This window comes from Agrobacterium sp. ST15.13.015, assembly GCF_027871645.1.
GTDB classification, from domain to species: domain Bacteria; phylum Pseudomonadota; class Alphaproteobacteria; order Rhizobiales; family Rhizobiaceae; genus Agrobacterium; species Agrobacterium leguminum.
This window is the reverse complement of the sequence record NZ_JAQAHF010000018.1, coordinates 65,706-92,128: the sequence shown is the minus strand read 5'-3', so window position 1 is coordinate 92,128 and position 26,423 is coordinate 65,706. Positions and strand designations below refer to the sequence as shown.

27 protein-coding genes are annotated in these 26,423 nt (G+C 60.1%); 7 read left to right on the top strand and 20 right to left on the bottom strand.

Annotated features, from left to right (window positions below; all coding sequences use genetic code 11):
• Both PIB16_RS22860 and PIB16_RS22855 read left to right on the top strand, forming a co-directional pair.
• Window positions 1–502: carbohydrate ABC transporter permease (locus tag PIB16_RS22860; protein WP_271046379.1), on the top strand; the 502-nt coding region annotated here is incomplete at its 5' end.
• Window positions 503–514: 12 nt separating this feature from the next.
• A complete protein-coding gene (locus PIB16_RS22855) occupies window positions 515–1,519 on the top strand; it encodes an ABC transporter ATP-binding protein (RefSeq protein WP_271046378.1) in 1,005 nt (334 codons plus the stop codon).
• Between the two features lie 3 nt (window positions 1,520–1,522).
• Here the strand turns inward: PIB16_RS22855 and PIB16_RS22850 are convergent, their stop codons facing one another.
• From PIB16_RS22850 to aztA, 10 genes are all read right to left on the bottom strand, one after another.
• Window positions 1,523–2,599: an ABC transporter ATP-binding protein gene (locus PIB16_RS22850; protein WP_271046377.1), complete on the bottom strand. Its 1,077-nt coding sequence runs from the start codon at window positions 2,597–2,599 to the stop codon at window positions 1,523–1,525.
• A gap of 4 nt (window positions 2,600–2,603) precedes the next feature.
• Complete coding sequence (locus tag PIB16_RS22845) at window positions 2,604–3,434, bottom strand: carbohydrate ABC transporter permease (protein ID WP_035228147.1); 831 nt, start codon at window positions 3,432–3,434, stop codon at window positions 2,604–2,606.
• Between the two features lie 3 nt (window positions 3,435–3,437).
• Window positions 3,438–4,382 (bottom strand): carbohydrate ABC transporter permease, encoded by a 945-nt coding sequence (locus PIB16_RS22840; RefSeq protein ID WP_271046376.1) that lies wholly within the window; start codon window positions 4,380–4,382, stop codon window positions 3,438–3,440.
• A gap of 151 nt (window positions 4,383–4,533) precedes the next feature.
• Window positions 4,534–5,793: an ABC transporter substrate-binding protein gene (locus PIB16_RS22835; protein WP_174039840.1), complete on the bottom strand. Its 1,260-nt coding sequence runs from the start codon at window positions 5,791–5,793 to the stop codon at window positions 4,534–4,536.
• A 38-nt stretch (window positions 5,794–5,831) separates the two neighbouring features.
• Complete coding sequence (locus PIB16_RS22830; protein WP_174039841.1) at window positions 5,832–7,004, bottom strand: PLP-dependent transferase; 1,173 nt, start codon at window positions 7,002–7,004, stop codon at window positions 5,832–5,834.
• Window positions 7,001–7,693, bottom strand: coding sequence for a FadR/GntR family transcriptional regulator (locus PIB16_RS22825; RefSeq protein ID WP_185740851.1), 693 nt, complete (start codon window positions 7,691–7,693; stop codon window positions 7,001–7,003). Before PIB16_RS22825 ends, PIB16_RS22830 begins: the two co-directional genes overlap by 4 nt.
• Before the next feature lie 228 nt (window positions 7,694–7,921).
• Window positions 7,922–8,395 carry a ribonuclease H family protein gene (locus PIB16_RS22820; protein WP_271046375.1) on the bottom strand — a complete coding sequence of 158 codons (474 nt, stop codon included), beginning with the start codon at window positions 8,393–8,395 and terminating at the stop codon, window positions 7,922–7,924.
• A gap of 125 nt (window positions 8,396–8,520) precedes the next feature.
• The gene (aztC, locus tag PIB16_RS22815) at window positions 8,521–9,546 is read right to left on the bottom strand and encodes a zinc ABC transporter substrate-binding protein AztC (protein WP_271046374.1); all 1,026 of its coding nucleotides are present in this window, start codon (window positions 9,544–9,546) and stop codon (window positions 8,521–8,523) included.
• 28 nt (window positions 9,547–9,574) lie between these two features.
• Complete coding sequence (gene aztB, locus PIB16_RS22810; RefSeq protein WP_271046373.1) at window positions 9,575–10,441, bottom strand: zinc ABC transporter permease AztB; 867 nt, start codon at window positions 10,439–10,441, stop codon at window positions 9,575–9,577.
• Window positions 10,434–11,261, bottom strand: a complete 828-nt coding sequence (gene aztA / locus PIB16_RS22805) for a zinc ABC transporter ATP-binding protein AztA (protein ID WP_271046372.1) — start codon at window positions 11,259–11,261, stop codon at window positions 10,434–10,436. The genes aztB and aztA overlap by 8 nt, the downstream gene beginning before the upstream one ends.
• 296 nt (window positions 11,262–11,557) lie before the next feature.
• Between aztA and zigA the strand changes: the two genes are divergently transcribed.
• The gene (gene zigA / locus PIB16_RS22800; protein WP_271046371.1) at window positions 11,558–12,763 is read left to right on the top strand and encodes a zinc metallochaperone GTPase ZigA; all 1,206 of its coding nucleotides are present in this window, start codon (window positions 11,558–11,560) and stop codon (window positions 12,761–12,763) included.
• A gap of 156 nt (window positions 12,764–12,919) precedes the next feature.
• Here the strand turns inward: zigA and PIB16_RS22795 are convergent, their stop codons facing one another.
• The 3 genes from PIB16_RS22795 to PIB16_RS22785 all read right to left on the bottom strand — a co-directional run bounded on the left by PIB16_RS22795 (window position 12,920) and on the right by PIB16_RS22785 (window position 14,827).
• Window positions 12,920–13,357, bottom strand: a complete 438-nt coding sequence (locus PIB16_RS22795; RefSeq protein ID WP_271046380.1) for a YqaA family protein — start codon at window positions 13,355–13,357, stop codon at window positions 12,920–12,922.
• A 97-nt stretch (window positions 13,358–13,454) separates the two neighbouring features.
• Entirely contained in the window at window positions 13,455–13,724 is a 270-nt protein-coding gene (locus tag PIB16_RS22790) for a hypothetical protein (RefSeq protein WP_065655473.1), read from the bottom strand.
• Window positions 13,721–14,827: a CobW family GTP-binding protein gene (locus tag PIB16_RS22785; RefSeq protein ID WP_236780914.1), complete on the bottom strand. Its 1,107-nt coding sequence runs from the start codon at window positions 14,825–14,827 to the stop codon at window positions 13,721–13,723. The genes PIB16_RS22790 and PIB16_RS22785 overlap by 4 nt, the downstream gene beginning before the upstream one ends.
• Window positions 14,828–15,165: 338 nt before the next feature.
• On the opposite strand from PIB16_RS22785, the gene ugpB reads away from it, so the two are divergent.
• The 4 genes from ugpB to PIB16_RS22765 all read left to right on the top strand — a co-directional run bounded on the left by ugpB (window position 15,166) and on the right by PIB16_RS22765 (window position 19,347).
• Window positions 15,166–16,476: a sn-glycerol-3-phosphate ABC transporter substrate-binding protein UgpB gene (gene ugpB, locus PIB16_RS22780; RefSeq protein WP_003523344.1), complete on the top strand. Its 1,311-nt coding sequence runs from the start codon at window positions 15,166–15,168 to the stop codon at window positions 16,474–16,476.
• A 69-nt stretch (window positions 16,477–16,545) separates the two neighbouring features.
• Complete coding sequence (gene ugpA, locus PIB16_RS22775; RefSeq protein WP_003523346.1) at window positions 16,546–17,427, top strand: sn-glycerol-3-phosphate ABC transporter permease UgpA; 882 nt, start codon at window positions 16,546–16,548, stop codon at window positions 17,425–17,427.
• A 10-nt stretch (window positions 17,428–17,437) separates the two neighbouring features.
• Window positions 17,438–18,286 (top strand): sn-glycerol-3-phosphate ABC transporter permease UgpE, encoded by an 849-nt coding sequence (ugpE, locus tag PIB16_RS22770; RefSeq protein WP_078052473.1) that lies wholly within the window; start codon window positions 17,438–17,440, stop codon window positions 18,284–18,286.
• A complete protein-coding gene (locus PIB16_RS22765; RefSeq protein ID WP_271046370.1) occupies window positions 18,286–19,347 on the top strand; it encodes a sn-glycerol-3-phosphate import ATP-binding protein UgpC in 1,062 nt (353 codons plus the stop codon). The genes ugpE and PIB16_RS22765 overlap by 1 nt, the downstream gene beginning before the upstream one ends.
• A gap of 47 nt (window positions 19,348–19,394) precedes the next feature.
• Here PIB16_RS22765 and PIB16_RS22760 read toward each other — a convergent pair whose 3' ends face one another.
• The 7 genes from PIB16_RS22760 to odc2 form a co-directional block, all read right to left on the bottom strand.
• On the bottom strand, window positions 19,395–20,501 hold the full coding sequence (locus tag PIB16_RS22760) for an acyltransferase family protein (protein WP_271046369.1): 1,107 nt from the start codon (window positions 20,499–20,501) through the stop codon (window positions 19,395–19,397).
• Between the two features lie 229 nt (window positions 20,502–20,730).
• Entirely contained in the window at window positions 20,731–21,174 is a 444-nt protein-coding gene (locus PIB16_RS22755) for a glyoxalase superfamily protein (protein WP_271046368.1), read from the bottom strand.
• Between the two features lie 209 nt (window positions 21,175–21,383).
• Entirely contained in the window at window positions 21,384–22,082 is a 699-nt protein-coding gene (locus tag PIB16_RS22750; RefSeq protein WP_271046367.1) for an OmpW/AlkL family protein, read from the bottom strand.
• 310 nt (window positions 22,083–22,392) lie between these two features.
• Window positions 22,393–23,688, bottom strand: coding sequence for an MFS transporter (locus PIB16_RS22745; protein ID WP_080820717.1), 1,296 nt, complete (start codon window positions 23,686–23,688; stop codon window positions 22,393–22,395).
• 87 nt (window positions 23,689–23,775) lie between these two features.
• A complete protein-coding gene (locus PIB16_RS22740) occupies window positions 23,776–24,177 on the bottom strand; it encodes a MarR family winged helix-turn-helix transcriptional regulator (protein WP_020813347.1) in 402 nt (133 codons plus the stop codon).
• 148 nt (window positions 24,178–24,325) lie between these two features.
• Window positions 24,326–24,895, bottom strand: coding sequence for a GNAT family N-acetyltransferase (locus tag PIB16_RS22735; RefSeq protein WP_080854677.1), 570 nt, complete (start codon window positions 24,893–24,895; stop codon window positions 24,326–24,328).
• 193 nt (window positions 24,896–25,088) lie between these two features.
• The gene (gene odc2, locus PIB16_RS22730; RefSeq protein ID WP_003523360.1) at window positions 25,089–26,222 is read right to left on the bottom strand and encodes an ornithine/lysine decarboxylase; all 1,134 of its coding nucleotides are present in this window, start codon (window positions 26,220–26,222) and stop codon (window positions 25,089–25,091) included.
• Window positions 26,223–26,423 lie beyond the last annotated feature (201 nt).

The following is a 26,423-nucleotide window of genomic DNA, read 5'->3' as shown; positions in this document are numbered from 1 at the left end:
GTGGATGCTCTCCACCAAGATGATGCCAGCCGTCGCCGTGCTGGTGCCGATCTATCTGATCTTCCGCAATGCCGGCCTGCTCGATACCCGCATCGGGCTCACCATCATGCTCACCTTCATCAACCTGCCGATCGTCATCTGGATGCTCTACACTTACTTCCGGGAAATTCCCGGCGAGATTCTGGAAGCCGCCCGCATGGATGGCGCATCGCTGTGGAACGAAATCGTCCATGTGCTGACCCCGATGGCGGTTCCGGGCATTGCCTCGACGCTGCTCTTGAACGTCATCCTCGCCTGGAACGAATCCTTCTGGACCATCCGGCTGACGACCACCAATGCCGCCCCGCTGACGGCCTTCATCGCCTCCTTCTCAAGTCCGCAGGGGCTGTTCTGGGCAAAACTCTCGGCCGCCTCGATGATGGCGATCGCCCCCATTCTCGTCATCGGCTGGTTCTCGCAGAAACAACTCGTGCGTGGCCTGACCTTTGGCGCCGTGAAATAAGGAACGACAAACATGGGCAGCATTTCCCTTCAGAACGTGTCCAAGCTCTTCGGTGAGGCAAAGGTCATCCCGTCGATCGATCTCGATATTCATGACGGCGAATTCGTCGTCTTCGTTGGCCCCTCCGGCTGCGGCAAGTCCACGCTGCTGCGGCTGATTGCCGGGCTGGAAGATGTCTCCGGCGGCAAGATCGTCATCGACGGCAAGGATGTCACCGAAAAGGCTCCCGCCGAGCGTGGCCTTGCCATGGTGTTCCAGTCCTATGCGCTTTATCCGCATATGAGCGTCAGGAACAACATCGCCTTCCCGCTGAAGATGGCCAAGCTCGACAAGGCGATCATCGATAAAAAGGTGGAAGACGCCGCAAGGGTGCTGAACCTTACCGATTATCTCGAGCGCCGGCCCTCGCAGCTGTCGGGCGGCCAGCGCCAGCGTGTCGCCATCGGCCGCGCCATCGTGCGCGAACCTTCCGCCTTCCTGTTCGACGAACCGCTTTCCAACCTCGATGCGGCGCTGCGCGGCACTATGCGGCTGGAAATCTCCGAGCTGCACAACACGCTGAAGACGACGATGATCTACGTCACCCACGACCAGGTGGAGGCCATGACCATGGCCGACAAGATCGTCGTGCTCAACCGCGGCAATATCGAGCAGGTCGGCTCGCCGATGGAGCTTTACCGCTCCCCCGCCAACCTCTTCGTCGCCGGCTTCATCGGCTCGCCGCGCATGAACCTGGTGACCGGCGATTATGCCCGCCAAAAGGGAGCCACCACCGCCGGTGTGCGGCCGGAGCATCTGGTGCTGTCGAAGGAAAGCGGACTGTGGCAGGGCAAGGTCACCGTCGCCGAACATCTCGGATCGGATACCTTCCTGCATCTCGAGGTGAACGGCATCGGGCCGATTACCGCAAGGACCGATGGCGAGTTCGAGTGCAAACACGGCGATACCGTCTTCATCACGCCCGATGACACCAAGATACACAGGTTCGATGAAAAGGGTGTGGCGATATCGGCCTGAGCCTCACGCCTCCCCAATTCTGACGCCATTCCTGTCGAAGACATGCAGCCTTTCCTGCGGGAAACCGACCCGGATGGATTTGCCCGGCTGCAACAATGCCCGGTCTGAAGAAAACAGCTTGAACGGCAATCCGTGCACGGTGAGGTGCAGGATGACGCCGAGGCCGGTTGGCTCGACCAGATCGACCGTCGCTTCCACACCGCCTTCAGCCGGCGCGACGATCACATGTTCCGGGCGGATACCGAGCGTGACCGGTTCGCCATCGGCCAGCTTCACTTCCTGGCCAAGCGCCAGACGCGTGCCGTCACCCAGCACGACGAAACTGCCGCCATTCTGCTGCACGAGCCGTCCTTCGAGGAAATTCATGCCGGGCGAACCGATGAACCCGGCGACGAAGAGATTGGCGGGACGATCATAAAGATCGAGCGGCGCGCCGATCTGCTGTACATGGCCGGCATTCATGGCGACGATACGTGAGGCAAGCGTCATCGCCTCGATCTGGTCGTGGGTGACGTAGACCGAGGTGGCACCAAGATCGGCATGCATGCGTTTGATTTCGGCACGCATCTGCTCGCGCAACCGGGCATCGAGGTTGGACAGCGGCTCATCGAACAGGAAGGCCTTTGGCTGGCGCACGATAGCGCGGCCCATGGCGACGCGCTGGCGCTGGCCGCCGGAGAGCGCCTTCGGGCGACGGGCGAGATAGGGATCGAGACCGAGTTTTGCCGAAGCACCGGCCACCGCCGCCGCGATGGTTTCCTTCGGGCTGCGGCGCAGGCGCAGGCTATAGCTCATATTGTCGGCAACGCTCATATGCGGATAGAGCGCATAGGACTGGAACACCATGGCGATATCGCGATCCTTCGGGCGGCGATCATTGACGCGTTCACCGTCGATGGACAGGTCGCCGGACGTTATCTCTTCAAGGCCGGCGATCATGCGCAGCAGCGTCGATTTTCCGCAGCCGGATGGGCCGACAAGGACGATGAATTCGCCATCCCTGATATCAAGATCGACGCCATGCAGCACGGCCAGGTCGCCATAGGTCTTGCCGACATTCTTCAGCTCGATGGAAGCCATGGGATTATCCTTTCACCGCGCCGGCCGTGAGGCCCTGCACGAGATAACGTTGAATGAGCAGGAAGAAGAGGCAGGCCGGAATGAGCGCCAGAACGCCCGCCGCCATCATCTGCCCGAAATCGACGGAGAATTTCGAAACGAAGGTCAGAAGGCCAACCGGGAAAGTGGCGCTCTGGTTGCCGGAAATCAGCATCAGCGCAAACAGAAGCTCGCTCCACGCGGCGGTGAAGACGAAACCAAGCGTCGCGGCAATGCCCGGAAGCGTCAGCGGCAGGATGATCTGGCGGAAGGCCGTAAACCGGCTTGCCCCGTCGATCATCGCCGCCTCTTCCAGGTCCTTCGGAATGCCATCGAAGAACGACTGCATCAGGAAGGTGGCGAAGGGCACGTTGAAGGCTGTATAGACGATGACGAGGCCCGTCAGGCTATTGGTGAGTCCCAGCGGCGACAGCATCTTGAAGATCGGCGCGACCAGCATGACCAGCGGAAACATCTGGGTGATCAGCATGAGCGCCACGATCCAGTATTTGCCCTTGAAACGGAAGCGTGACAGCGCGTAACCCGACAGCGAGGAGAGTATCGTTACGGCAATTGCCGTGGAGCCCGCGACGATGACGCTGTTCTTAAAAAACGTCGGGAAGGCACTGTTTTCTATAACGAAACGATAATGATCCCAGGTCGCCCGCGACGGCCACATCCTGACACCTTCGCTATAGAGCAGGTCATTCGGCGTCACGGACACCTTGAGCAGCCAGAAGAGTGGGAACAGCGCAAAGGCGATATAGGCAAGGATCGCCAGACGATGGGCAAGGGTGAGAAATATCCTTGATGTCATCGGTCAATCCTTCTCGATCAGGCGCTGGCGCAGCAGCACGATCAGCATGGAATAGGCAAGCAGCAGCACCAGAAGCACCAGCGCAATCGCCGAGGCGTAACCGAAGTCCAGACGCTTGAAGGCCTGCGTGAAGATGTAGCTGGCGACGATCTGCGTGCGGTCGGCCGGCCCGCCATTGGTCATGACGATGATGAGATCGGCAAAATTGGCGATCCAGACGGTGCGCAGCAGAATGGTGATGGCGATGGTGGGCGCCAGAAACGGCAGGGTGATGGAGGTGAAACGCTGCAGCGGGTTTGCCCCGTCGATTTCCGCCGCCTCATAAAGATCGCGCGGGATGGCCTGAAGTGCCGCAAGCAAAGTGATGGCGAAGAAGGGAATGCCCCACCAGACATTGGCGATGATCGGCCCCCACATGGCAAGCTGCGGATCGGCGAGGATATTGTTAGGCGCGGATAACAGCCCGAGCGAGACCATCCAGTGCGGTAGCGGCCCGATGACCGGATTGAACAGCCACGCCCAGTTGAGACCGGCAAGGAAGGTGGGCACGGCCCATGGCAGGAATACCAGCGCCTGCGCCGGCCCCCTGCCCGCAAAGGGTTTATCGAGCAGCAGCGCCAGAATGAGGCCGAAGAAGAATTGCAGGAAAACCGAAGCGCCTGTCCACCACAGCGTGTTTTTCAGCGCCCGGTAAAAGGCCGCATCCTGCGACAGCGCCTCCAGATGTTTGAGGCCAACGAAACCGCCGGAAAATGGATTGAGCAGCTGCACATCGCGAAAGGCATAGGAGAGGCCAAGCACCAGCGGCACCAGCATAACGGCGACGATGAGCACCAGCACGGGCGCGCTGTAAAGCCACGGTTCGGCCCAATCGGCAAACCGCCGCATCGCGGGCTTGCCAGCCGGTTTGCGCGCAGCCACCGGCCCGGCGCCATGGGCATAGGACATTGTATCGCTCCCTGATCGGACGACGGAACGGACGGGTTTTCCAGCCTCTCGGCTTACCGATCCAAAAAATTTCTATGAAAAGGCCTGTCGCAGCGAAGGCCGGCAAGACCCGCCGCACGGGCATTTGCGCCCGCGCAGCCGGTCAATGTCGTTACTTCGAGGCCAGGAACTTCTGCTGCGCCTTGGTCATGTAATCAGCCCATTGCTTGGCAAGGTCTTCCGGCGTGATATCGCCGAGCAGCGCTTCCTGCGACGTCTTGATCACAAGCGAATCCTTGAAGAAGGCGAATTCCTCGAGATAGGTCGGCATCGTCGTCGGCACGGCGTTCTTGTCGGCCAGCTCGTCGAACCAGCCCTTGAACTGCTCGCTGGCATAGAAGGGGTCCTTCTCCGCCGACTTGTGCACCGGCAGCGCACCGGTCTTCTTGTTCCACTCGATATTACCTTCCGGCCCTTCAAGCGTCTCGATCAGCTTCCAGGAAAGGTCCTTGTTTTCGGATTTCGACATCATCGACCAGCCGGCGAAACCGATCGTCGGGAAGGTCTTGCCGTCGGGGCCCTTGGGCATGGTCATGACGCCGAAATCTTCCGGCTTCATGCGCTGGGCAATGGCAATCAGCGCATCCGGGTCCTGATCGAGGAAGGCGCAGGTGCCGGAATAAAAGCCGGCAACGATCTCGTTGAAGCCCCAGTTGACGCTGTCCTTCGGCGCGTAACCGTTCTTGTAGAGATCGATCACATAGGTCAGGCCCTTCACCCAGCCGGGGCTGTCGAAGGTGGAGGTGCCGTCCTTGGTGAAGAACTCGTTCGAACCGGCCATGGATGCTCCGAACATGACCCAACCATTGAGGCCGCCCGGGCCGCCGCGAAGGCAATAGCCATATTTGCCGGGAAGGGCCGCGACCTTCTTCGAGGCGTCGGCGAATTCATCAAGCGTCTTCGGCGGCTCCTTCACGCCAGCCTGTTCCAGCAGTTTCTTATTGTAGAACATGGCGCGGAGATAGAAGCCGTAGGGCAGCATATAGGCCGTGTTCTTTACGTCGCGACCGAGTTCGAGCGTGCGCTCGCTGAGCCCTGCCGTGTGTTCCCATTTGGCGAGGTAGGGCTCAAGGCTTTCGAGCATGCCGTTATTGGCGTAGAGCGACAGCCAAGTATCAGGCATTTCCATCACATCGGGAATATCGCCCGCAGAGACCATGGTGGCGAATTTCTGGAAAGCCTCGCTCCATGGAAGCGAGATGATTTCAACCTTGGTGCCGGGATTGGCCGCTTCGAATTTCGAAACGATGCCTTTCAGCGTTTCGGTGCGTTCCGGGCTGGTGATAACTTCCACCAGCTTCAAGGTCGTGTCCGCCAGCGCCGTTCCGGTCATCAGGGCGGTGAAGATTGCTGCTGTTACCAGTTTTTTCATGTCGTTCTCCCCTTTTTTGTCGTCAGTTTAAAAATGCGTCAGGCGGCGGTAGCCGCCTTGATCGCGGGTTCGAGATCGTTCCAGAGGGCTTCCGTGCCCTCCAGCCCGACATGCAGGCGCACCGAACGCGCGCTGATGCCGAAGGTGTGGGCGGAGTTTGGCTGCGCCTTCTGTTCAAGCACCACTTCGCCGGGGACGATCAGGCTTTCATGCCCGCCCCAGGAAACACCCAGTTTGAAAAGCTTCAGCCGGTCGGCAAAAGCGCGCACATCCACGCCTTCCTTGAAAATGAAGGAAAACAGGCCCGACGTGCCGTTGAGACCCGGCGGCAGGCGGTTCGCCAGCCCGGGATGGCAGACGGTTTCCACGACGTCGAGCGCGTGAAGACGCGTTGCGATATCCAAAGCCGAGGCCTGATGCGCCTTCATGCGCAGTGGCAGGGTGCGAAGCCCGCGAATGAGCAGCCAGGCATCAAAAGGCGACATCTTGCCGCCGAGATAGGGATAGGTTTCCGCCCGGATGCGATCAATCATCGCCTTCGAACCGGCAACCACGCCGGAAACCACGTCGCTGTGGCCGCCGAGATATTTCGATGCCGAATGCACGACGAGATCGACGCCCAGCGAAATCGGCTGCTGGAAGACCGGGCTTGCCCAGGAATTGTCGATGACGGTGACGGCGCCATGCCGCTTGCCGGTGGCGGCGAGCGCGCCGACATCATGCGCCTCCATCACCCAGCTCGTCGGGCTTTCCATGTAGAACAGCTTTGCGCCCGGCATCGCCTTTTCAACCGCCGCCTCGTCGCGGCCGTCAACATAGGTCACCTCGATATTCATGCGCTGCATGAAGGTGCCGAACAGGCGGAACGCATCGGGATAGACATGGCGCACGGCGACGATCCGGTCGCCCGGCGAAACGAAGGAGAGCACGGTGGAGGAAATGGCCGACATGCCGCTTGCAAAACCGAGCGCATCTTCCGCCCCTTCCAGCTTCGCCAGCATCTCTTCGAACAGCCGCACCGTGGGGTTCAGCCCCCGCGTATAGACCGGCCGCACCTTCTCACCGCGATAGGTGGAGACCATCTCGTCATAGCTGGAAAAGGTGAAAAGCGAGGTCTGCACGATGGGCGGCACCACGGCTTCGAAGGCGTGGGCCTCGTCATGCGCAACGATAAATGAGGCGGGATCGAAGAGATCGTTGCCATGGTTCATTTCGACATGTCCTTGATATCTTCCTCGACGACAGCGAGGATTTTCAATGTTTCTTCCCGCGCCGTTTCCGCATCCCCGGCGGCGATCGCGTTGAACAGCGTGCGGTGAAAGGGAAAGGAGCGGCTGGCGAAATCCGGCCGATCAAAGGGCTTCGACCAGAAGCGTTCAAAACCCTCGCGCATCTGTTCCAATAGCTGCTTGAAGAGCGAATTATGCGTGGCGTCATAGATAGAGAGGTGAAAGGCGAGGTCCGCCTTGCCAGAGGTTCCCTCGGCCAGATGCACCCGCTCCATCTCATCGAGCCGCGCTTCCATGGTGGCGATATCGTCTGCCGTGCGACGGCGCGCGGCGGCCATGGAGGCTTCCACCTCGATGCCGCGCCGTACTTCCAGCGTCATCAGCAGCGCATCGCGCAGGCTTTCGGCATCGATGGAAATCGGCATATGCACGGTGGCAGCGGAAATCGGCTTCAAGAGGTAATTGCCGCTGCCCTTGCGGCTGTCGATGACGCCAAGAGCCTGAAACTTGCGGATGACTTCGCGGATGGTGGACCGCCCCACACCCAGCGCCGCCATCAGTTCTCGCTCCGCCGGCAGACGGTCTCCCGCCTTCAGCCCCGCCCGCTCCACATAGTCGGAAAGCGCAGCCTCCACCTGGCGCACGCGGTCGCTCGGCGGAATTGGCTGCATGAGTTCCCGGCTGGACCTGTCCAAGACGCACCCTCTAAATTGGTCTGACATCTTACCATTTCAAACGGGATGTCGATTGTCAACCGGCAAGGCGGCCGTGCCTGCACACCATTCGGCTGAAGTCCCGAAAGAGTACCGGCGCGACCGCTCGATACGGAAAAAGGTCAAGACGGGATGGCTGAAGTGAAGAGGTTGAAGCGCCGAATCACGGCGACTGATGGCCGCCGGCTAAATCGCCGTCGCGCGGGCCACTCCCCGAGCCAAAGCATCGGCATGCTCGTTGCCGACAGTGCCGGAATGCCCTTTGCACCATTCTACAACCACATGGGGATGCCGCTCCAGCAGGCTGTCGAGCTGCTGCCAGATGTCCCTGTCGGGGATCGGTCTTCGGCGGGTACGCTGGTTGGGCGTGATCCGCTTCCAGCCGTTGTTGCGCCAGATCGCCCTGTATCGGCGGCAGCCTTCGATGACATGAACGGCATCCGTCCAGAGCGTGACAGCCCGCGTTGGCGCCTCGGCGGCGATCCAGGATAGTGCGTTGAGAACAGCGAGGACCTCGAACGTATTGTTCGATGTGCCGACAGTCCTGCCTGAAGCGGAATGCACTAGGTGGCCCGCTTCATGAACCACGAACGCCCATCCTCCGGATCTGGAAGCATCGTCGAAGGAGCCGTCGGTGAAGATGTGAAGCGCATCGGACATGAGGAGGCTTTTTAGCACCGATATGGAAATCGCTAAAGGAAGAGTTCCAGGGCCATTGTACGAACACAAAAGCAGAGAGGGCGGCACAAGCCACCCTCCCCGAACTCACAGCGATATGGTCGAACTTACTGGCCGAGCACAGCCGCCGTGATCGTCTCGATATTGTGGTTGATCATGTCGATATAGGTTGCAGCCGGGCCGTCGGCAGTCGAAAGCGCGTCGGAATAGAGCGTGCCGCCAACCTTCAGGCCGGTTTCGCTGGCGATCTGGTCGATCAACCGCTTGTCGGTGATGTTTTCGACGAAGATCGCCGAGGCCTTGTCGTGCTTTACCTGATCCACCAGCTTGGCGACATCGGCGGCCGAGGCTTCGGATTCCGTCGATACGCCTTCAGGTGCGAGGAAATTCAGGCCATAGGCATGCTCGAAATAACCGAAGGCGTCATGCGAGGTGATGATGACGCGCTTTTCCGGCGGGATGGCGGCGATCTCGGTCTTCACCTTCTCGTTCAGAGCGGCAAGCTTGGCGATATAGGCGTCCGAATTGGCGGTGTAGGTCGCGCAACCGGCCTTGTCGACCTCACAAAAGGCGCCGGCAATGTTCTTCACGTAGATTTCGGCGTTCTTGATCGACTGCCAGGCATGCGGGTCGAACTCGCCGTGATGGTGATGTCCCTCATGGCCGTGGTCGTGATCATGGGCCTCGGCGGTCTGATGGCTGTGGCCAGCTTCCTCTGCCTTGTGGTCGTGACCTTCCTCTTCCTCGGCTTCCGGATGGGCGTGACCGGCCGGCTCTTCGGAAAGCTTGAGCGGCTCCACGCCCTTGGTCAGCTCCATCACCGGCGCCTTGGTGCCGCTGGTGTCGATCAGCCGTTTCAGGAAGCCTTCGAATTCCAGACCGTTAACCAGCACCACATCCGCCTTGCTGACGGCGACGGCATCGGCCGGGCGGGGTTCATAGACATGGGCGTCGCCATCCGGCCCGACGAGCGTGGTGATTTCGGCGCGGTCGCCGCCGACCTTCTTCGCAAAATCGGCGATGATCGAGAAACTGGCAACGACCTTGAGTTCGGCGGCGGAGGCCTGCGCCATCAGAACCGGGGAGAGGGAAAGAAGGCTGGCGCAGGTGGCCAGACGGAGGCTTTTGAACATGAAGGTTCTCCTTTTTCGAACGCTGTTTTCAGGCCGTCCTGTGACGACCGGAACCGAGAAGATCGCTGAGCACGCCGCGCGTGCCGATGAGGATGGAGAGCGCATAGATGACGCCCGCGGAAAGGATGATCGCCGGGCCGGATGGCAGCGACGCGTGATAGGACAAAAGCAGACCGGCAAAGCAGGACACCATGCCGATGCCGATGGAAATGAAGCACATGGGTGCGACACGGTTGGACCAGAAACGGCTGGCGGCTGCGGGCAGCATCATCAGCCCGACGGAAAGCAGCGTTCCCAGCGCCTGAAAGCCGCCGACCAGATTGAGCACGACGATGGCAAGGAAGAGGAAATGCACCGGGCTGCCCCAGTTGCTGACCGAACGCAGGAACAGGGGATCGAGGCATTCCGCCAGCAGCGCCCGCCAGAAAGTGATCATCACCACCAACGTCACGATGCAGATGCCGCCGATCAGGCCGAGCGCCTCATTGTTCAGCGCCAGCACCGTGCCGAATAGCACATGCATGAGATCGACGCTGGAACCGCGCCATGAGACGAGCAGCACGCCAAGCGCCAGCGAGATGAGATAAAAGGCGGCAAGCGAGGCGTCTTCCTTCTGGATGGTGAAGCGTGACACAGCGCCTGCACCCAGCGCGACAAGAAGACCGACGGCCAGCCCGCCGATGGTCATGGGCAGGATTTCCAGCCCGTAGAACAGAAACCCGACCGCCGCTCCCGGCAGGATGGCGTGGGACATGGCGTCGCCCGTCAGGCTCATGCGGCGCAGCATCAGAAACACACCGACCGGGCCACAACTGATGGCAAGGATCAGCGCACCGGCAAGCGCGCGCTGCATGAAGACATATTGGACGAAGGGTTGGACGAAGATATCAGCCATGGACATTCGAATTCGCGTGGGAGTGGGCATGGGAATGGGCGGATGCCGCCTGCGGACTTGCCCCGACGATCTGCGGCGAAGGTGCCTCGGCCGGCTCGCACCAGGGCGCATTCTCCTCCCACGCCTCGTGGAAATGCCGCGCCTGCCGGATGTTCTCCGCCTGCAGGACCTCGGCCGTCGGACCCAGCCCGACAAGCTTTCGGGCAAGGAACAGGGTCTCCGGAAAATGCTGCCGCACGAGCTGGAAATCATGAAGGACGGCCAGAACCGTGCGCCCCTCCGCCACCCATGATTTGACAAGGACCATAAGGTCGGAAACGGTGCGCTCGTCGACGGCGTTGAAGGGTTCGTCGAGCAGGATCAGCTGCGAATCCTGCAACATGGCGCGGGCAAACAGGGCGCGCTGCATCTGCCCGCCGGAAAGCGAGTCGATATTGCGCTTTTCAAAACCGGAAAGCCCGACCGCCTCCATCACGCGGCCCATCGCCGCCCGGTCTTCGGGACGGTGGCGGCCAAGCAGGCCGCGTTTCGGCCAGAGACCAAGCGCCACCAGATCCCGCACCTGCGCCGGGAAAGAGCGGTCGAGTTCCGATTGCTGCGGCAGATAAGCGAGGGACGTATTTGGGCTTACCCGGCATTCGCCGCCGAGCGGCTTCAAAATGCCGGCGATACCTTTCATCAGCGTCGATTTTCCCGAGCCATTGGCGCCGACCACCGCAGTGAGCGAGCCTTTGGCGATATCGCCATTCAGATGATGCACGGCCGCGCGGCCGGCATATCCAAGCGTCAGGTTTTTGAAGGCGAGGCACGGATCGCTCATCGATCCCTCCGGGGCAGGATGTCATTCGATGGCCCTTGATATGTAATGTTATTACATTCGTCAAACGAATACGTAATGAAATAACATTAACTATCGGAAAGATACGTTGCGCTTCGCGTAAGCCGCAGCCCTCGCGTTGCGGGACGCTTTTTTTCTGTCGCCCGTTGACAGTTGGTCGGCATGTAATGTTATTACGTTACGAAATAAAGACGGGGCAGCACCGAACCCGTCGTTTCCAGATCGTGCGCGTGGCCGCCATGAGGTCCACGCGGGCGTTGCCAAAGAACGAGGTCCATATGTCGCAAAAACTTCCCGTCACCGTGCTTTCCGGCTTTCTCGGCGCCGGCAAGACGACCCTTCTCAACCACATTCTCGCCAATCGCGATGGTCTGCGCGTGGCGTTGATCGTCAACGACATGAGCGAGATCAATATCGACGCCGCACTGGTGCGCGATGGCGGCGCCAATCTCTCCCGTACGGAAGAGCAATTGGTGGAAATGACCAATGGCTGCATCTGTTGCACGCTGCGCGACGACCTCCTGACGGAGGTGCGGGCGCTGGCCGAACAGGGTCGTTTCGATTACCTGCTGATCGAATCAACCGGCATCGCCGAGCCGCTTCCGGTCGCCGCAACCTTTGATTTTCGCGATGAAAACGGCCGCAGCCTTTCCGATGTCGCGCGTCTCGACACCATGGTGACGGTGGTGGATGCCGCCAATCTTCTCAACGATTACGGTTCGTCCGATTTTCTGGCCGACCGGGGCGAAACGGCGGGCGATGGCGACAACCGCACAATCGTCGACCTTCTGGTGGAGCAGATCGAATTTGCCGATGTCGTCGTCCTCAACAAGATCGGGACTGCCACACCGGAACAGCGGGACGCCGCCCGCAAGATCATTGTCGGGCTGAACCCGGATGCGAAACTCATTGAGGCCGACTTCGGCAAGGTGGCGCTGCAGGAGGTTCTCGGCACCGGCCGTTTCGATTTCGCCAGGGCCGAAGAACACCCCCTGTGGTTCAAGGAATTGCACGGCTTCAAGGACCACATTCCCGAAACCGAGGAATATGGCATCCGCTCCTTCGTTTACCGCGCCCAGAAACCCTTCGACCCCGTGCTGTTCCAGCGCTTCATCGACCGCGCCTGGCCCGGCGTGGTGCGCGCCAAGGGCTTTTTCTGGCTGGCGACGCGTCCGCGTTATGTCGGCGAGATCAGCCAGGCCGGCGCGTTGGTGCGCACCGGCAAGATGGGCCTGTGGTGGTCCGCCGTGCCGAAGGAACAATGGCCGCGCGAAAAGCAGTTCCTCGATATGATGAAGCCCTATCTCGATCCGGTCTTCGGCGACCGGCGACAGGAAATCGTCTTCATCGGCTCCGACCCGATGAACGAGGCGCGCATCCGCGCGCAGCTCGACGCCTGCCTGATCGATACCGAAGCATTCACACCGGATGCATGGCGGCATCTGCCCGATCCTTTCGCAAGCTGGGACAGGCAGGCGGCTTGATCGATTGCTACCGATGCGTAGCATCCGTAAACCGTCACCCCGGGCTAGGTCCGGGGTCCAGCGCGATCAAGTACCTGATCGCGAGAGACTCTTTTCACGGCGCAGACGCGCCGTGGCTGGATGCCGGATCCAGTCCGGCATGACGGAGGAGAGGCTTCATAGAAAATTCAGCGTCACCAGCGCCAGAACGAGATAACGCCCGACCTTGGCGATGGTGACCAGCAGCAGGAAGACCGGCAGCGGTTCCTTCATGATGCCGGCGGCGACCGTCAGCGGATCGCCGATCAGCGGCGCCCAGCTGATGAGCAGGGACCATTTGCCGTAACGACGATACCAGTTCTGGGCGCGCTCCAGCGCCGCCTCCCCGACCGGAAACCAGCGTTCATGCCGAAAACGCTCGATACCGCGGCCAAGCAGCCAGTTCGCAAAGGAACCGGCGACATTGCCGGCGCTGGCCACGGTGACCAGCAGCCAGACGGGCTGTGATTTCAGAACAATGAGGCCGGCTAGTGCGGCCTCCGACTGCATGGGCAGAATGGTCGCCGCGATAAACGCCGTCAGGAACAAACCCGTATATACCGCTAGATCGGCCATCGCCCGCCCTTCATCATCAGCGAATCCCATCGCTGTCCCTGAAGTGGCGGATGAAGGCCGCAGCGGTCAAGCGGGCCTGCCACCTGGGGGCGGGTTCTCAAGCGAAATTCGCGGCAATGGCGCACACGATATCGTCATGATCCACCTCCAGCAGTGCCTTGTGGATGGATATTTGCCTGATATCACCGGAGGCAGACAGGACAACGATCACCGTTTCCCGTGGCGGGCAATCCGGCAGGGCGCAGGAAAGCTCGCTGACGGTGATAATGTCTTCGGGGTGGAGATGCAGCAGATCGCGGGACCATTGCTTCAGAAGACGGGCCTGCGAGACGATTGCCGAGCCGCTGCGCGCAAGCGGATTGTTCATGCCCTGCCCTTTCGCCCCGCCTGCGAGGCCAATGTCTCGAAGAGAGCGCGGATCGGCTGCTGCGGCATGTCCATGCCGATCAGCACGATGCGCGTGGAACGATTGCCATCCGGCCAGCGCTCCAGGCGGGTCAATGGATAAAGCCGGTGCTGCACCGCATGGGCGACAACCGGCCGCTCCGGATCATCCGTCGCGCCGAAAATTCCCTTGAGCCGCAGCAGGCCGGAATGCACATTGCTGGTGACGAGCTCCAGAAAGGTGACGATCGCCTGCGGATCGAAAGCGCCTTCAAAGGTCAGATCGAAAGCCTCGATCCCGACACCATGGCGGTTGATATCGTGCTGGTGGGCGGCATGAAGGCTCAGCCTGTCGGCCGCAAGCCACCCCGGCGCATCCTCCGGCTTGCCACTAAGCGAATAATCCGAGGCTGCAAACAATGACATCAGATCGAAATCGACGGCATTACGGTCATGAAACGAGGCCGCAGGATTGAGATCGGCGAGGCTATCCCGGTCCACGGCAGCGGCATCGGCAAGATCGGTTTTCGTCAGAACGATATGGTCGGCAAAGGCAAGCTGTTTCCAGCCTTCGATAAAGCTGTCGAGCATCGCCGGGCCGGCGACAACGTCGAAAGCCGTGACCACGCCTGAAAGGTGGAAATGCCGGGCCACGATGTGATCGCGCAGGCCAAGCGCCGGCGTGCCGCCGGCGATCAGGCTGTTGATGATCGGCGCGGGATCGGCAAGGCCGGTGGTTTCGATGACGACCCGCGATACTTGCGGCATCATCCCCTCCAGAAAGGCCTGATGCAGCTCGTAAAGCGAGGTGCGGATATCGCTGGTGGCCGTACAGCAGATGCAGCCCGTCGTCGTTCTGAAATATCGTTCAGAACCCGTTCGCACCAGACCGTGATCAATGGGCACCGAGCCGAATTCATTGACGATGACCGCGGCATCGCGCATGGCCGGCTCAGTCAGAAGCGCGTTCAGCAACGTCGTCTTGCCCGCGCCCAGAAAACCGGTCAGCAGGGTAACCGGCACCGTGCGGACAGGTGGCGCGACGGCCGAATCGTCCCTGGAATCGACCGCTTTCTTCCGCTTCATTCCGAACACATCCGCACCTTCGACATTCATAGATTCACCGCACCATAATACGTAATGTAATAACATATCAATGGCGATTATTGGATTTCCGGCGGGAGCTGATCCTGCGCCTGCATGCCCCTGGGGTCGGGCGCATGAAAAAACCATGGAACGAAGGAAATGGAATAATAAATCCGTTTCCTTCACTTTCGTTTTAATCGTTCCACGTTCTCTTGCATTTTCGTTAGAGTTCGCTTTTAATCAGTAATGCTAATACAGAGAAGATCGCCCGCAGCCGGATCGAGGAGGAACCACTGCAATAAGGGGCTGTATCTTTTACTGTTTTCATAATGGGAGGAATGACCTTGAAAAAACTCAGCTACCGCCTCGCCGCGGCATCCGCGCTTTCGTTTTTTGTCACATCGAATGCATATGCAGTAACGGACATTCAGTGGTGGCACGCCATGACCGGCGCCAATAACGAGGTCGTGGATACGCTTGCCAAAGAATTCAACGATAGCCAGAAAGAATACAAGATCACGCCCGTCTTCAAGGGCACCTATCCGGAAACGCTGAATGCCGGTATCGCGGCGTTCCGCGCCAAGCAGCCGCCAGCGATCATTCAGGTCTTCGACGCCGGTTCGGGCGTGATGATGGGTGCTGCCGGCGCCATCAAGCCAGTGGCCGACGTGCTGAAGGAAGGCGGCTACACCTTCAACAAGGCCGATTATCTGGCCGGCATCGTGGCCTATTATTCCAAGCCGGACGGCACCATGCTGTCCTTTCCTTACAATTCATCCTCGCCGATCCTCTATTACAACAAGGATGTCTTCCAGAAGGCTGGCCTCGACGCCGCCAATCCGCCGAAGACCTGGCCGGAAGTTTTCGAAGCCGCCAAGAAGATCAAGACCAGCGGTGCGGCGCAGTGCGGTTTCACCTCCACATGGCTCACCTGGATTCAGACCGAAAACTTCGCCGCCTGGAACAACGTCTCCTATGGCAGCAATGAAAACGGCCTTGGCGGCACGGATGTGAAACTTGCGGTCAATGCGCCGCTCTTCGTCGAGCATTTCCAGGCGATTGCCGATCTCGCCAAGGATGGCACCTTCCGTTATGGCGGCCGCACCTCCGAAGCCAAGCAGCTGTTCATGTCCGGCGAATGCGGCATCCTGACCGAATCCTCCGGCGGCCTTGGCGATATCGTCAAGACCGGCATGAATTACGGCATCGGTCAGCTTCCCTATTATGAGGGCCATGGCCCGCAGAACACCATTCCCGGCGGCGCCAGCCTCTGGGTCTTCGGCGGCAAGAGCGATGCCGAATATAAGGGTGTGGCCGAGTTCTTCCACTTCCTCTCCCAGACCAAGATTCAGGCGCGCCTGCATCAGGTCTCCGGCTATATGCCCGTGACCATCGCGGCCTATGAGGAAACCAAGAAATCCGGTTTCTATGACAAGAACCCCGCCCGTGAAACGCCGCTGCTGCAGATGATGGGCAAGCCGCCGACAGAAAACTCCAAGGGCGTGCGTCTCGTGAACCTGCCGCAGGTGCGCGACATCATGAATGAGGAATTCGAGGCGATGCTGGCCGGCAAGCAGGACGCGAAAGCCGCCCTCGACAAGATCGTAGAGCGCGGCGATGCGGCCATCAAACAGGCTGCCGGCAACTAAACGATCCCCTGCCCCGCCCGCATCCTCAACAGGGTGCGGGCGGCATTCCCATCTCATCAGGAGATCGCCGTGCAAAGCGTCGTATTCCCCAACAAGATCCTGCCCTATCTGCTGGTCGCGCCGCAGATCATCCTCACGGTGATCTTTTTCTTCTGGCCGGCAAGCCAGGCGCTTTACCAGTCGACCATGCGCGAGGACGCCTTCGGGCTGAACAGCAATTTCGTCGGGCTGGCGAATTTTTCCGCCGTGCTGTCGGATGAAAGCTACCTGAACTCGCTGCAGGTCACGGTCATTTTCAGCATCCTGACCGCGCTCGTCTCCATGGGGCTGGCGCTGCTTCTGGCGACGGCGGCGGACCGCGTTGTGCGCGGCAAGGGCTTTTACCGCACCATGATGATCATGCCCTATGCCGTCGCCCCTGCGGTGGCCGGCATGTTGTGGCTCTTCATGTTCAACCCGGCCATGGGCACCTTCTCCTACATTCTGCGCCGCAACGGCATCATGTGGGACCCGCTGCTCAATGGAGACCAGGCCATGCTGCTCGTCGTCGCGGCGGCCGCGTGGAAACAGATCAGTTACAATTTCCTGTTTTTTGTCGCAGGCTTGCAGGCAATTCCTAAATCATTGCTGGAAGCGGCCTCCATCGATGGCGCGCGCGGTTCGCGGCGCTTCTGGACTATCGTTTTCCCGCTGCTTGCGCCGACCACCTTCTTCCTTCTGGTCGTCAACACGGTTTACGCCTTCTTCGATACCTTCGGCATCATCCATGCCGTCACCGGCGGCGGCCCGGCCAAGGCGACGGAAACGCTGGTCTACAAGGTCTATAATGATGGCTTCGTGAACCTCAATCTCGGCTCTTCCGCCGCGCAGTCCGTGATCCTGATGGTGATCGTCATCGCGCTCACCGCCTTCCAGTTCCGCTTCGTCGAGAAGCGCGTGCATTACGGCTGAGGATTTCACAATGATTGAAAATCGCCCGGTCGCCCGCGTGATCGCCCATCTGATGCTGGTACTCGGCATCATCATCGTGGCCTTCCCGATCTATTACACCTTCGTCGCCTCCTCCATGACGTCGACGGATATCATCCGCCCGCCAATGTCGCTTTTGCCCGGCGACCATCTTGGCGCCAATTACACCGAGGCCATGGTCGGCGGCGTCGAAAGAGTGGTCGGCGTCAGCCTCGAGCGGCTGCTGTTCAACAGCTTCGTCGTGGCGCTCGCCATCGCCATCGGCAAGATCGTCATTTCGTTCCTGTCGGCCTTCGCCATCGTCTTCTTCCGCTTTCCCTTCCGCATGGGCTTCTTCTGGATGATTTTCATCACGCTCATGCTGCCGGTGGAGGTGCGTATCCTGCCCACTTACAAGGTCATCGTCGATCTTGGGCTTATCGACACCTATGCGGGATTGACGCTGCCCCTGATGGCATCTGCGACGGCAACCTTCCTGTTCCGGCAGTTCTTCCTGACCATTCCCGGCGAGCTGGTCGAGGCGGCACGCATCGACAATGCAGGGCCGTTCCGCTTCATGCGGGATATCCTGCTGCCGCTGTCGAGAACCAATATCGCCGCCCTTTTCGTGATCCTGTTCATCTATGGCTGGACCCAGTATCTCTGGCCGCTGCTCGTGACCAACGACGCCAGGATGAACACGATCATCATCGGCTTGAAGCGCATGGTGGATTTCACCGACGCCTCGACGCCCTGGAATTATGTGATGGTGACGGCGATCCTCGCCATCATCCCCCCGATTATCGTTGTGGTGCTGATGCAGCGCTGGTTCGTCAAAGGTTTGGTGGAGACCGAAAAGTAATGGCAAAAATTGCGCTGAAAGACGTCCGCAAGGTTTATGGCGGCAATGTCGAGGCCATCAAGGGCGTATCGATGGATATCGCTGACGGCGAAATGATCGTGCTCGTCGGCCCCTCCGGCTGCGGAAAATCCACGCTGCTGCGCATGATCGCCGGGCTGGAAAGCATATCGGGCGGCGAGATCGTCATCGGCGACCGCGTCGTCAATGATCTCGAACCCTCCGACCGCGACATCGCCATGGTGTTCCAGAACTATGCGCTTTATCCGCATATGACGGTGCGCCAGAACCTTGCCTATGGCTTGAAGAACCGCAACACGCCGAAAGAAGAGATCGAACGGCGCATCACCGAGGCGGCCAAGGCGCTGGAGATCGAGCAGTTCCTGGAGCGCAAGCCGCGCCAGCTTTCCGGCGGCCAGCGCCAGCGCGTGGCCATGGGCCGCGCCATCGTGCGCAAGCCGGCCGCCTTCCTGTTCGACGAGCCGCTCTCCAACCTCGATGCCAAGCTGCGCGTCCAGATGCGGGTGGAGATCCGCCGCCTGCAGCGCTCGCTCGCCACGACAAGCGTTTATGTCACCCATGACCAGATGGAGGCCATGACGCTGGCCGACCGGCTGGTGGTGCTGAACGCCGGCCGCATTGAGCAGATGGGTACGCCGATCGAGCTTTACGAAAAGCCGGCGACCACCTTCGTAGCCACCTTCATCGGCTCGCCCTCCATGAACCTTCTGGCCCATGCCGCGGCCTCGTCCAATGCCTCGACCGGCTGGTCGGTAAATGGCGCCGCAGCACTACCGCAAAACGCCGCCACGCTCGGCATCCGCCCGGAAGACATCACGCTGGCGGAAGCAGAACCCGCCGATGCCGCCTTCACCGCCAACGTGCAGGTGGACGCCGTGGAACTTGTGGGCGCGGAAAGCTATGTACACGGCTCCTTCGCTGACGGCACCACCATCGTCTTCCGCGTTCCCGGCCGCTCGCAACTACGCATCGGCGAAACGCTGAAGATCGCCGCCCAGGCGAAGGATTTTCACCTGTTCGATGCGGCCGGCAAACGGATTTGAAACCGAGCGCACCGGCATGGCCGTCCCCTGCTGTAATGCCGGTGCATTCAAACCGATGATCCCGCCACATGAGCGGGCTGGCGTGATGCGAGTTTCTTCCCGAGCTTTTGCGACGGCAGCTCGATGAACCTGTAGCTCAAATAGGCCATAATCACCGTCAAGGCGAAGGTTAGGATGATGGTGACGTGGATGGGATAGGGAGCCAGTTGCCGATAGGGGAGAACATATTCCACGATCGGCTGGGCGACTGGGCCAAGCAGATACACGGAATAGCTTATCGCACCGAGCCAGACGAAAACCGGGTGCGTTATGCGGAGCTTTGTCGTGAAGAGCGCAAACAGCGCCATTCCCGCATAATAGGCAATCGTATAACGGTACCAGGTTTCACCGAAGCCCATATCCACATTATAGCTCAGAAGGCTGACGACAGGCACGGTGAAGATGATGAGGAGGGATGTGGCAAGGATGAGCCGCCGCATATGCACGCCAGCCTCTTCACTCGCGCCGTGACGCCTCAACAATCCCCAGAACATGACGGTTAGTCCAAGCGGAATGGCGACCGGCAATTTGATGCCCGTACCATATCGCGCCGCCCCCATGGCGACGGCGCAGAACAGGAAGAACACTACAGCACCCGCTGCACCCTCAGGCTTGTGAAGAAGCCTGACATAGAACAGCATGGCGCTGACGACATAAAACAGGATTTCTATCTGCAGTGTCCAATAGACCCCGAGAATATTTTGCTGTCCCAGAAACTGTTGCAGCATCGTCCCATTGGCAATGATCTGGCTAAGCGTGAAGACATCTCCCCGCACCAGCGGGATAATCAACAGAGCAAGGACCATCGACCCCCAGTAAGCGGGGTAAAGCCTGCAAAATCGCGAAATCGCAAAGCTGCGCAAGGGCACTTTGTTTGCCTTCAGCAAGGAGAAGGGAATAACAAACCCGGAAACGGCAAAGAACATAACGACGGCGATCTTCCCGAGATCGAAGTATTCCGAAAAAAAGTAAAACAGATAATGCTCGACCGCATAGGTCGAAAATCTGTTCTTATAGGCGACTTCGGCAATATGAATGTATATCACCGCCAGAGCCGCTATGCCTCGAATGGAATCGACGTAAATCCAACGCCCGGGATTGCGCTCCGCGCTCATCAATACCTCATTCAAAATTTGTTATAAAAATGCAATATTCAACAATGTGGACTTAATTATACTGCCACCCAAACGGGAATTGCAACAGGTCATGCTCTCTTTGTCGGCGCGTGCTCCCAAACAGCTGCGGCACACCGCATTCCGACCCTGAATCGGAACGCGGTGCGACGACGCCAGCGATCTGGGGCGCTGTTTTGGAGGTAACGGCAAGCGAACTCTGCCCGCTTCCCTACCAGACGAGTTCCACCTGCGGCCGGCCATTGGAGGTTTTCTCCACGGTGCGGCCGGATGTGTCGACATTGCAGTGGACGCGCTGGCGAAAGGCGGAAAAGCTTTCGAAAGTCACCACATCCACCGGATCGTCGAGATGCAGGGTCAGCCGGTAACGTTCGGGATCGCCGCCGAGCGCCTGCACGCCCAGCACCGAAGCCACGAAGGGTTGGCCGAGGTAAAAACCTTCCACCCTTGAGCCCAGAAGATAGGGGTTGAAGGCGGGGCGGTTGCCGGCCGATGCGTGGAGGGTGTTCCAGTCGCGGAAGCCATATTGCGCGGCGATGAGTTCCAGCGCCTTCGAATGGGTGATTGCCTGCCCCTCACCTTCAAGGGCGGCGCGCAGGCGTTTTGCCTGTTCTTTCAGCCCCTCAAGTGCGGGAAGCGGTTTGGACACGTTCATAACGGTTCTCCAACATGCGCATGCCGACTATTCCGAAGGGGGTCCGCGTTGCCATCGACGACATGCAAAACATGGGATGACCGTTATTAAAGAAAGAGCTTCACCAGGGGCGCAAACGCCTGCGGACGGCCGGGGCTCTTATGCCCGTGGCCGTCCCTATAGCTTAGAAAGCGCCGCCCGTCAAAGGCGGCGCTTAACCGATCCCCTAATCAGAAGCGATAGGTGATACCCGCGCCGATCAGCCAGGGATCGAGCTTCGCCTTGCCGCTGATCGGCGTGCCGCCGAGTTCCGCCGTCCAGTCGGTCTTGAGGAAGATCTTCTTCACGTCGAAGTTCACGCCCCAATGCTCGTCCAGCATATAGTCGAAGCCGACCTGCACGGCTGCACCGACCTTGTTCTTGACATCGAGATTGCTGAAACCGGGCTTTTCCGTCTGGTTATAGAACAGCGAATAGTTCACGCCCGCGCCGATATAGGGCTTGAAAGCACCGAAATCGGTGAAGTGATATTGCAGCGTCAATGTCGGCGGCAGCAGCCACGTCTTGCCGACCGGCGTGCCGGCCAGCACACCCTCGCCATTGATCTTGGCATAGGTGGTGCCGAGGATAAGCTCCGCGGCGAAGTTTTCGGTGAAGAAATAGCTGATGTCGAGTTCCGGGATCACGGTGTCCGAATAGGACAGGCCCGCTCCCGGCACACCGTCGACGCTGCCGCTGTCATGGGTGATGACGCCGAGGCCGCGCACGCGCAGCATCCACGGGCTTGCTGCCGCAATCGCCTCTTCGGCGGTGGGGGCCGGCGCTGCCTGGGCCAGATCGGCAGCCATCGCATTGGCGGATACCAGCATGGCTGCGACACCCACTGCGACACTGGCAAGCAAGGCGTTTTTTTTGTTTCCGTTCGTCATTCCATCTCTCCTATAGCGCACCGCAGCCGGGCAAGTCCCCGGAACCGGCTGATGACGGCGGGCTTTCGCGAATCTTCGCCTGCCGCAACCGCTTGGGGCCACTATGACGAAGGGAGAGGCGGGCCGATTGAGATGGATCAAACCGGGACGCCGATCATGGATCGGAACGATTAACCGGCAAGGATTGTGACAATTACGCAACAAGTGCCGTCCGGCGATCGTGGAGCTCGTGCACAACGCGCCGGCAGATGCCGGAAAAATACGAAAAAAGGCCTGCAAATGCAGGCCTCCTTCCAGTGCATCACGTCTATCAAGCGGCCTGGGGCGTCAGGGTTGCGGAGCCCGGCTTGCGCAGAAGCAGAACCGAGACGGCCGCGATCATGCACATCAGACCGGCAATCTGCAGCGCGGGCATATAGGTATCGAAGTCGCTTTTGAAGAAACCGGCGCCAAAGGCGGCTGTGGCGGCTCCCAGCTGATGGCCGGCAAACACCCAGCCGAAAACGAGACCGGCCTTTTCTCGGCCGAAATTCTCGGCAGCGAGCTTCACCGTCGGCGGCACCGTCGCCACCCAGTCCAGCCCATAAAAGACAGCGAAGACCGAAAGCTCCACGAAGCTGAACCCCGAGAATGAAAGGTACAACAGGGACAGGCCGCGCAGACCATAGAACCAGAACAGCAGGAAGCGATTGTCGAACCGGTCGGAAAGCCAGCCTGCGAAGATCGTGCCGAAGAAATCGAAAATGCCGATCACCGCCAGCGTGCCCGCCGCCGTCACCGCAGCCATGCCGAAATCGCCGCAGATCGAAATCCAGTGTGTCTGGATGAGGCCGTTGGTCGAAAGCCCGCAGACAAAGAAGGTGCCGAAAAGCACCCAGAACACCGGGTTGCCCGATACGCTCTTCAGGGTCACCAGCGGCGATACCAGTGTGGCAAGAAGATTGTGATCCTGCTTGACCGGCTTTGCCACCGCCGTCTCGCCATAGGCCGGCAGGCCGACATCGGCAGGATGGTCACGCATCAAAAGCAGGACGAGAACCATGGCGGTGGCGATTACAGCAACGGACAGGGTCAAGGCGGTTCGCCAGCCATAGGCTTCCGTCAGCGCCGCCAGCAGCGGCAGGAAAACCAGCTGGCCGGTGGCGTTGCTCGCCGTCATGAGGCCGATCACCAGTCCGCGACGCTTGGAAAACCAGCGTGTCGCCACGGTGGCGCCCAACACCAGCGCGGTCATGCCCGTGCCGACGCCGATCACCACGCCCCAGAGCAGCAGCAATTGCCATACCTCGGTCATGAAGAAGGAGGCGACAATGCCGCCCATGATCAGGGCAAGCGCGGTGGACACCACCTGCCGGACGCCGAAATGATTCATGAAGGCGGCGGCAAAAGGCCCGAGCAGGCCAAAAAGCACCAGCCTGACAGCCATTGCGGAGGAAATATCGGCAATATCCCAGCCGAATTCCTGATGCAGCGGCTGGATCATCACCCCGGCGGATCCCATCGCACCGGCGGTGGCCAGCATGGTCAAGAAGGTAGTTGCGGCAACGAGCCAGCCATAATGCAGATTTCTGCCGGCCATCCAGCTGGCGAGGCGTGTGGAGAGCATGTTCAAATTCCCTTTCCCGCGGCCGCGGCCGATATTTTACGGGTATATACCCTATATTGCGGGCAGATACCCGCATATCCCCAAAAATCACAGGGCTGCGAGCAGTTCCTGCAATTGTGCTGTCTTCTCAGGCCCAAGCCGAGCCTCGATTTCATCCTGCACCCCATCCCAGAGCGGGGCGCCCGCTTTCAGGATCGCGTGGCCTTCCTTCGTCACCGTCAGCATCGCTTCCCGCTGATCCTCGCCGTGGCCGATGGCCACCAGACCCATGCGAGCCAGCACCTTGGCGTTGCGGCCGACGGTGGAACGATCCAGTTCCACCCGCGCGGCCAGATCGGTCAGCGAGACCGGCGCGGTGCGATTGATATTCCGCAACAGGCTGAACTGACCGATATTCACGCCAAGCGGCGCCAGAGCCTCGTCATAATAGGACGAAACCTTGCGGGATGCTTTGCGCAACAGGATGCAATGGCAACTATCGTTTGGCATTTGTCTCGGGTATATACCCGTAAATTTCTGTGCGCAAGAGGCGCTCCGAGAAATTATCGGCGGGCAACGGCCGACCCCCAAAGCCATAGAGCAGAAACAATAAACCCCGGCTTTGGGCCGGGGTTTGATATCAGCAGCGAGGCCGGTGTCAGGCAGAGAGCCTGCGACCGCTTGCCACCAACAGGCCGGCAGCGCCTTCAAGCCAGCCGGCTTTCAGTTCCAGCGCCAGGAAACGGCTGCGCTCGAACGGGCCGGGCATGATGAGGTGCTGGGCCTTGTCGGCGAAAAAGCCGAAGCGCTCGTAATAGGGTGCATCGCCGACCAGAAGAACGGCGCCGTGGCCACGCTTGGTGGCTTCGGCAATGGCGGCGCGCATCAGCGCCGAGCCGATGCCCTTGCCTTCATGGGCGGCATCGACGGCCAGCGGGCCGAGCAGCAGGGCTTCGACGGCGCGACCTTCTCGGGAGATGCCAGCCTCGACATTCCAGAGACGTACCGTACCAATGACATGGCCATCCTCGTCGCGGGCAACCAGCGCCAGGCCTTCGGCCGGAATGCGACCCGCGCGCAGCTTTTCGGAAGACTTGCGGCGGCGGCCGGCGCCCATGGCGCGGTCCAGCAGGTTCTCACGGGCGACGACATCGCCCGGATTTTCCTGATCGACATGAAATGTCTGCGGCGTGAAAAATGCCCGTACCGAATTCAAAAGAGCGGCCATCCTTGGCCTCCCGTCACACTACCGCCCACACGCGGCCCTTGATGAAAAATTGGTGGAGCCGTTCCGGCCCGCCGACACGCTTTCCTCGGCTGGAAGAGGTGCAGCAAGCAGGGATTTGCGCATCAGCACAATCGGCAAAGCCGGAACGGAAGCTTGGTCGAGACGCCGCCCTGCTCAGCGGACGGCGCTCGGATCAGATGACGTAGGCCTTCAGCGGCTCGAAACCGTTGAACGCGACCGCCGAATAGGTGGTCGTATAAGCGCCCGTGCCTTCGATCAGAACTTCGTCGCCGATGGTCAGCGAGACCGGCAGCGGGTACATGTTCTTTTCATACAGCACGTCGGCGCTGTCGCAGGTCGGGCCGGCCAGAACGCAGGGCTCCATCTCGTCCTGATCGCGCTCCGTGCGGATCGGGTAACGGATAGCCTCGTCCATCGTCTCGGCGAGACCGCCGAACTTGCCGATATCGAGGAACACCCAGCGGTGGTTGTCATTGTCGGACTTGCGCGACACGAGAACGACTTCCGCCTTGATGACGCCGGCATTGCCGACCATGCCGCGGCCCGGCTCGATGATCGTCTTCGGGATCTGGTTGCCGAAGTGCTTGCGCAGCGCCGTGTCGATCGCCTGGCCGTATTCTTCGGCAGCCGGAACGTCGCGCAGGTACTTGGTCGGGAAACCACCGCCCATGTTGACCATCTGCAGGTGGATGCCCTGCTTGGCGAGCGAAGCGAAGACGCGCTTGGCATCGGCCAGCGCCGCATCCCATGCGTCGAGATTCATCATCTGCGAACCGACATGGAAGGATACGCCATAGGACTCGAGGCCGAGCTGGTGTGCATAGACCAGAACGTCGACAGCCATCTGCGGCACGCAGCCGAACTTGCGCGACAGCGGCCATTCGGCGCCTTCGCCATCCGTCAGCACGCGGCAGAAGACGCGCGCGCCGGGAGCGGCACGGGCGACCTTCTCGACTTCCTCATGGCTGTCCACGGCGAAGAGATCGATGCCGAGCGCGTGGGCGCGAGCAACATCGCGTTCCTTCTTGATGGTGTTGCCAAAGGAGATACGGTCAGCCGTCGCACCGGCATCGAGCGCCATCTGGATTTCAGCCACGGAGGCGCAATCGAAGTTGGAGCCGAGCGAAGCGAGCAGCTTCAGGATTTCGGGAGCCGGGTTTGCCTTGACGGCGTAATAAATGGCGCTGTTCGGCAGGGAATGCCGGAAAGCGTTGAAATTGTCGCGCACGACGTCGAGATCAACCACGAGGCAAGGGCCTTCGGGACGTCGGGTCTTGATGAAGTCGAGAATGCGTGCAGTCGTCATCGATGTATTCCCTGTTAAACCGGCTCCGGAAAAATCCGGAGGACAAAGGACGCTCGAGATATGCATTCGAATCAGCCGGTGGAGGCGCAGAATCGATAGCATACGCTCAAGGCGCGAATGGGAACGATGCCCTGCCAGAGCATCATTCGGCTTTGTCTGCCATGGATTGGAGGGAATGACCCGACCGCACTTCAGGCAATG

Bases quoted from the DNA above. Each gene is read 5' to 3' on its own strand.
- PIB16_RS22845 (WP_035228147.1), bottom strand. From the start codon at position 3,434: ATGACATCAAGGATATTTCTCACCCTTGCCCATCGTCTGGCGATCCTT.
- PIB16_RS22745 (WP_080820717.1), bottom strand. From the start codon at position 23,688: ATGCTCTCCACACGCCTCGCCAGCTGGATGGCCGGCAGAAATCTGCAT.
- PIB16_RS22820 (WP_271046375.1), bottom strand. From the start codon at position 8,395: ATGTCCGATGCGCTTCACATCTTCACCGACGGCTCCTTCGACGATGCT.
- aztB (WP_271046373.1), bottom strand. From the start codon at position 10,441: ATGGCTGATATCTTCGTCCAACCCTTCGTCCAATATGTCTTCATGCAG.
- PIB16_RS22765 (WP_271046370.1), top strand. From the start codon at position 18,286: ATGGCAAAAATTGCGCTGAAAGACGTCCGCAAGGTTTATGGCGGCAAT.
- PIB16_RS22785 (WP_236780914.1), bottom strand. From the start codon at position 14,827: ATGAAGCGGAAGAAAGCGGTCGATTCCAGGGACGATTCGGCCGTCGCG.
- PIB16_RS22755 (WP_271046368.1), bottom strand. From the start codon at position 21,174: ATGAACGTGTCCAAACCGCTTCCCGCACTTGAGGGGCTGAAAGAACAG.
- PIB16_RS22740 (WP_020813347.1), bottom strand. From the start codon at position 24,177: ATGCCAAACGATAGTTGCCATTGCATCCTGTTGCGCAAAGCATCCCGC.
- PIB16_RS22735 (WP_080854677.1), bottom strand. From the start codon at position 24,895: ATGGCCGCTCTTTTGAATTCGGTACGGGCATTTTTCACGCCGCAGACA.
- PIB16_RS22840 (WP_271046376.1), bottom strand. From the start codon at position 4,382: ATGTCCTATGCCCATGGCGCCGGGCCGGTGGCTGCGCGCAAACCGGCT.
- odc2 (WP_003523360.1), bottom strand. From the start codon at position 26,222: ATGACGACTGCACGCATTCTCGACTTCATCAAGACCCGACGTCCCGAA.
- PIB16_RS22830 (WP_174039841.1), bottom strand. From the start codon at position 7,004: ATGAACCATGGCAACGATCTCTTCGATCCCGCCTCATTTATCGTTGCG.
- PIB16_RS22795 (WP_271046380.1), bottom strand. From the start codon at position 13,357: ATGGCCGATCTAGCGGTATATACGGGTTTGTTCCTGACGGCGTTTATC.
- ugpE (WP_078052473.1), top strand. From the start codon at position 17,438: ATGATTGAAAATCGCCCGGTCGCCCGCGTGATCGCCCATCTGATGCTG.
- zigA (WP_271046371.1), top strand. From the start codon at position 11,558: ATGTCGCAAAAACTTCCCGTCACCGTGCTTTCCGGCTTTCTCGGCGCC.
- PIB16_RS22855 (WP_271046378.1), top strand. From the start codon at position 515: ATGGGCAGCATTTCCCTTCAGAACGTGTCCAAGCTCTTCGGTGAGGCA.
- PIB16_RS22760 (WP_271046369.1), bottom strand. From the start codon at position 20,501: ATGAGCGCGGAGCGCAATCCCGGGCGTTGGATTTACGTCGATTCCATT.
- ugpB (WP_003523344.1), top strand. From the start codon at position 15,166: ATGACCTTGAAAAAACTCAGCTACCGCCTCGCCGCGGCATCCGCGCTT.
- PIB16_RS22750 (WP_271046367.1), bottom strand. From the start codon at position 22,082: ATGACGAACGGAAACAAAAAAAACGCCTTGCTTGCCAGTGTCGCAGTG.
- aztC (WP_271046374.1), bottom strand. From the start codon at position 9,546: ATGTTCAAAAGCCTCCGTCTGGCCACCTGCGCCAGCCTTCTTTCCCTC.
- PIB16_RS22835 (WP_174039840.1), bottom strand. From the start codon at position 5,793: ATGAAAAAACTGGTAACAGCAGCAATCTTCACCGCCCTGATGACCGGA.
- PIB16_RS22790 (WP_065655473.1), bottom strand. From the start codon at position 13,724: ATGAACAATCCGCTTGCGCGCAGCGGCTCGGCAATCGTCTCGCAGGCC.
- aztA (WP_271046372.1), bottom strand. From the start codon at position 11,261: ATGAGCGATCCGTGCCTCGCCTTCAAAAACCTGACGCTTGGATATGCC.
- PIB16_RS22825 (WP_185740851.1), bottom strand. From the start codon at position 7,693: ATGCAGCCAATTCCGCCGAGCGACCGCGTGCGCCAGGTGGAGGCTGCG.
- PIB16_RS22850 (WP_271046377.1), bottom strand. From the start codon at position 2,599: ATGGCTTCCATCGAGCTGAAGAATGTCGGCAAGACCTATGGCGACCTG.